Below are 4435 nucleotides of genomic sequence, written 5' to 3' on the forward strand. Positions count from 1 at the left end.
GTTACGTATTGCTGCCATCAGATTGTGTTTGTTAGTCGCTTTTTTTTTTGGAATTTTTTTTTGGAATTTTTTTTTGCGCTAACAACCTCCTGCCGTTTTGCCCGTGCATATCGGTCACGAACAAATCTGATTACTAAACACAGTAGCCTGGATTTGTTCTATCAGTAATCGACCTTATTCCTAATTAAATAGAGCAAATCCCCTTATTGGGGGTAAGACATGAAGATGCCAGAAAAACATGACCTGTTGGCCGCCATTCTCGCGGCAAAGGAACAAGGCATCGGGGCAATCCTTGCGTTTGCAATGGCGTACCTTCGCGGCAGATATAATGGCGGTGCGTTTACAAAAACAGTAATCGACGCAACGATGTGCGCCATTATCGCCTAGTTCATTCGTGACCTTCTCGACTTCGCCGGACTAAGTAGCAATCTCGCTTATATAACGAGCGTGTTTATCGGCTACATCGGTACTGACTCGATTGGTTCGCTTATCAAACGCTTCGCTGCTAAAAAAGCCGGAGTAGAAGATGGTAGAAATCAATAATCAACGTAAGGCGTTCCTCGATATGCTGGCGTGGTCGGAGGGAACTGATAACGGACGTCAGAAAACCAGAAATCATGGTTATGACGTCATTGTAGGCGGAGAGCTATTTACTGATTACTCCGATCACCCTCGCAAACTTGTCACGCTAAACCCAAAACTCAAATCAACAGGCGCCGGACGCTACCAGCTTCTTTCCCGTTGGTGGGATGCCTACCGCAAGCAGCTTGGCCTGAAAGACTTCTCTCCGAAAAGTCAGGACGCTGTGGCATTGCAGCAGATTAAGGAGCGTGGCGCTTTACCTATGATTGATCGTGGTGATATCCGTCAGGCAATCGACCGTTGCAGCAATATCTGGGCTTCACTGCCGGGCGCTGGTTATGGTCAGTTCGAGCATAAGGCTGACAGCCTGATTGCAAAATTCAAAGAAGCGGGCGGAACGGTCAGAGAGATTGATGTATGAGCAGAGTCACCGCGATTATCTCCGCTCTGGTTATCTGCATCATCGTCTGCCTGTCATGGGCTGTTAATCATTACCGTGATAACGCCATTACCTACAAAGCCCAGCGCGACAAAAATGCCAGAGAACTGAAGCTGGCGAACGCGGCAATTACTGACATGCAGATGCGTCAGCGTGATGTTGCTGCGCTCGATGCAAAATACACGAAGGAGTTAGCTGATGCTAAAGCTGAAAATGATGCTCTGCGTGATGATGTTGCCGCTGGTCGTCGTCGGTTGCACATCAAAGCAGTCTGTCAGTCAGTGCGTGAAGCCACCACCGCCTCCGGCGTGGATAATGCAGCCTCCCCCGACTGGCAGACACCGCTGAACGGGATTATTTCACCCTCAGAGAGAGGCTGATCACTATGCAAAAACAACTGGAAGGAACCCAGAAGTATATTAATGAGCAGTGCAGATAGAGTTGCCCATATCGATGGGCAACTCATGCAATTATTGTGAGCAATACACACGCGCTTCCAGCGGAGTATAAATGCCTAAAGTAATAAAACCGAGCAATCCATTTACGAATGTTTGCTGGGTTTCTGTTTTAACAACATTTTCTGCGCCGCCACAAATTTTGGCTGCATCGACAGTTTTCTTCTGCCCAATTCCAGAAACGAAGAAATGATGGGTGATGGTTTCCTTTGGTGCTACTGCTGCCGGTTTGTTTTGAACAGTAAACGTCTGTTGAGCACATCCTGTAATAAGCAGGGCCAGCGCAGTAGCGAGTAGCATTTTTTTCATGGTGTTATTCCCGATGCTTTTTGAAGTTCGCAGAATCGTATGTGTAGAAAATTAAACAAACCCTAAACAATGAGTTGAAATTTCATATTGTTAATATTTATTAATGTATGTCAGGTGCGATGAATCGTCATTGTATTCCCGGATTAACTATGTCCACAGCCCTGACGGGGAACTTCTCTGCGGGAGTGTCCGGGAATAATTAAAACGATGCACACAGGGTTTAGCGCGTACACGTATTGCATTATGCCAACGCCCCGGTGCTGACACGGAAGAAACCGGACGTTATGATTTAGCGTGGAAAGATTTGTGTAGTGTTCTGAATGCTCTCAGTAAATAGTAATGAATTATCAAAGGTATAGTAATATCTTTTATGTTCATGGATATTTGTAACCCATCGGAAAACTCCTGCTTTAGCAAGATTTTCCCTGTATTGCTGAAATGTGATTTCTCTTGATTTCAACCTATCATAGGACGTTTCTATAAGATGCGTGTTTCTTGAGAATTTAACATTTACAACCTTTTTAAGTCCTTTTATTAACACGGTGTTATCGTTTTCTAACACGATGTGAATATTATCTGTGGCTAGATAGTAAATATAATGTGAGACGTTGTGACGTTTTAGTTCAGAATAAAACAATTCACAGTCTAAATCTTTTCGCACTTGATCGAATATTTCTTTAAAAATGGCAACCTGAGCCATTGGTAAAACCTTCCATGTGATACGAGGGCGCGTAGTTTGCATTATCGTTTTTATCGTTTCAATCTGGTCTGACCTCCTTGTGTTTTGTTGATGATTTATGTCAAATATTAGGAATGTTTTCACTTAATAGTATTGGTTGCGTAACAAAGTGCGGTCCTGCTGGCATTCTGGAGGGAAATACAACCGACAGATGTATGTAAGGCCAACGTGCTCAAATCTTCATACAGAAAGATTTGAAGTAATATTTTAACCGCTAGATGAAGAGCAAGCGCATGGAGCGACAAAATGAATAAAGAACAATCTGCTGATGATCCCTCCGTGGATCTGATTCGTGTAAAAAATATGCTTAATAGCACCATTTCTATGAGTTACCCTGATGTTGTAATTGCATGTATAGAACATAAGGTGTCTCTGGAAGCATTCAGAGCAATTGAGGCAGCGTTGGTGAAGCACGATAATAATATGAAGGATTATTCCCTGGTGGTTGACTGATCACCATAACTGCTAATCATTCAAACTATTTAGTCTGTGACAGAGCCAACACGCAGTCTGTCACTGTCAGGAAAGTGGTAAAACTGCAACTCAATTACTGCAATGCCCTCGTAATTAAGTGAATTTACAATATCGTCCTGTTCGGAGGGAAGAACGCGGGATGTTCATTCTTCATCACTTTTAATTGATGTATATGCTCTCTTTTCTGACGTTAGTCTCCGACGGCAGGCTTCAATGACCCAGGCTGAGAAATTCCCGGACCCTTTTTGCTCAAGAGCGATGTTAATTTGTTCAATCATTTGGTTAGGAAAGCGGATGTTGCGGGTTGTTGTTCTGCGGGTTCTGTTCTTCGTTGACATGAGGTTGCCCCGTATTCAGTGTCGCTGATTTGTATTGTCTGAAGTTGTTTTTACGTTAAGTTGATGCAGATCAATTAATACGATACCTGCGTCATAATTGATTATTTGACGTGGTTTGATGGCCTCCACGCACGTTGTGATATGTAGATGATAATCATTATCACTTTACGGGTCCTTTCCGGTGAAAAAAAGGTACCAAAAAAACATCGTCGTGAGTAGTGAACCGTAAGCAGCAATACGTAGCACGTGTGTGTGTGTGTGTGTGTGTGTGTGTGTGTGTGTGTGTGTGTGTGTGTGTGTGTGTGTGTGTGTGTGTGTGTGTGTGTGTGTGTGTGTGTGTGTGTGTGTTTTTTTTTTTTTTTTTTTTTTTTTTTTTTTTTTTTTTTTGTTGTACTTCGTTCAGTTACGTATTGCTGGCCAGTCGCGGGCATCTCTTACAGTCGCCGACGGGATGTAGCGGTGATACAGCAACGAGGAATCGGAGGAGAACCCCTCCTCACCCATCAACTCCTCGTAGTAGAGGTCGCCATCGGCGTTGCGGTGCTGGGTGTGCCGCTTCAAGGAGCACCGAGCCCTGGGACCGATGGAAAGCCACGTTGCTTCTCCCCTTCGCTTCTCGCGAGCCCACAACACCGGAGCAGAGGTCCAACCGCACGACCGATAATCGGACGCGACTGTTCTACTTTCGCTACGAGCATTCAGTACGGTGTGGCTCATGTCAACGCCGTCCCGCCGGTCGCAGTCCGCGTCGCCCCTCGCGTTGTTCGCCGGCCTCTTCGACGACGCCGCCGTCTTTACGCACGGTAGCTACCCCGTCGACGTCGCTCTGCAGCGCCGGTTAGAGCGCGCCGCGACGGTCGACGCGCGGTACGTCGGCCTCGTTGCCCCACCACCCGGCGCTGATCGACCGCATCTGCAGAGGTGCCACCGATCACCGTCGTGGTCATCGGACGTCCAGGCGCAAACTCGGTGAGGTCCTTGGGTCGGCGGACGCCGTCGCGGAGACTCGACGCACGCCCTCGCCGGCGATGGCCTACGGCCCCGACTTTGAGCTGGGAGAAGATCATGCGGACTGGGCGTCACGCTTCAGCTGACCACC

5 protein-coding genes and 3 pseudogenes are annotated in these 4435 nt (G+C 46.6%); 4 read left to right on the forward strand and 4 right to left on the reverse strand.

The genetic code is table 11. The features are described 5' to 3' along the window. Nucleotides 1-225 precede the first annotated feature (225 nt). The 3 genes and pseudogenes from MF407_RS00275 to rzpD all read left to right on the forward strand — a co-directional run bounded on the left by MF407_RS00275 (nucleotide 226) and on the right by rzpD (nucleotide 1460). Nucleotides 226-543 (forward strand): annotated as a pseudogene (locus MF407_RS00275) (phage holin, lambda family). After that, complete coding sequence (locus MF407_RS00280) at nucleotides 527-1003, forward strand: glycoside hydrolase family protein (RefSeq protein WP_000229403.1); 477 nt, start codon at nucleotides 527-529, stop codon at nucleotides 1001-1003. Before MF407_RS00275 ends, MF407_RS00280 begins: the two are co-directional and overlap by 17 nt. Beyond that, nucleotides 1000-1460, forward strand: a pseudogene (gene rzpD, locus MF407_RS00285) (prophage endopeptidase RzpD). The gene MF407_RS00280 and the pseudogene rzpD overlap by 4 nt, the downstream one beginning before the upstream one ends. A 31-nt stretch (nucleotides 1461-1491) precedes the next feature. Here rzpD and bor read toward each other — a convergent pair. Next, nucleotides 1492-1785: a serum resistance lipoprotein Bor gene (bor, locus tag MF407_RS00290; RefSeq protein ID WP_000738492.1), complete on the reverse strand. Its 294-nt coding sequence runs from the start codon at nucleotides 1783-1785 to the stop codon at nucleotides 1492-1494. A gap of 289 nt (nucleotides 1786-2074) precedes the next feature. After that, nucleotides 2075-2527, reverse strand: a complete 453-nt coding sequence (locus MF407_RS00295; RefSeq protein ID WP_223248938.1) for a DUF1398 domain-containing protein — start codon at nucleotides 2525-2527, stop codon at nucleotides 2075-2077. 243 nt (nucleotides 2528-2770) lie between these two features. Here MF407_RS00295 and ybcW point away from each other — a divergent pair, with 243 nt between their 5' ends. Next, nucleotides 2771-2977 (forward strand): protein YbcW, encoded by a 207-nt coding sequence (ybcW, locus tag MF407_RS00300; RefSeq protein ID WP_001031427.1) that lies wholly within the window; start codon nucleotides 2771-2773, stop codon nucleotides 2975-2977. A gap of 164 nt (nucleotides 2978-3141) precedes the next feature. Here ybcW and MF407_RS00305 read toward each other — a convergent pair whose 3' ends face one another. Continuing rightward, the gene (locus MF407_RS00305) at nucleotides 3142-3336 is read right to left on the reverse strand and encodes a YlcI/YnfO family protein (RefSeq protein WP_001421937.1); all 195 of its coding nucleotides are present in this window, start codon (nucleotides 3334-3336) and stop codon (nucleotides 3142-3144) included. Between the two features lie 417 nt (nucleotides 3337-3753). Then, nucleotides 3754-3904, reverse strand: a pseudogene (locus MF407_RS00310) (homogentisate 1,2-dioxygenase); the annotation flags it as partial. Between the last annotated feature and the right edge of the window lie 531 nt (nucleotides 3905-4435).

Origin of the sequence: Yimella sp. NH-Cas1 (assembly GCF_022359705.1) — a bacterium.
GTDB lineage: Bacteria > Actinomycetota > Actinomycetes > Actinomycetales > Dermatophilaceae > Yimella > Yimella lutea.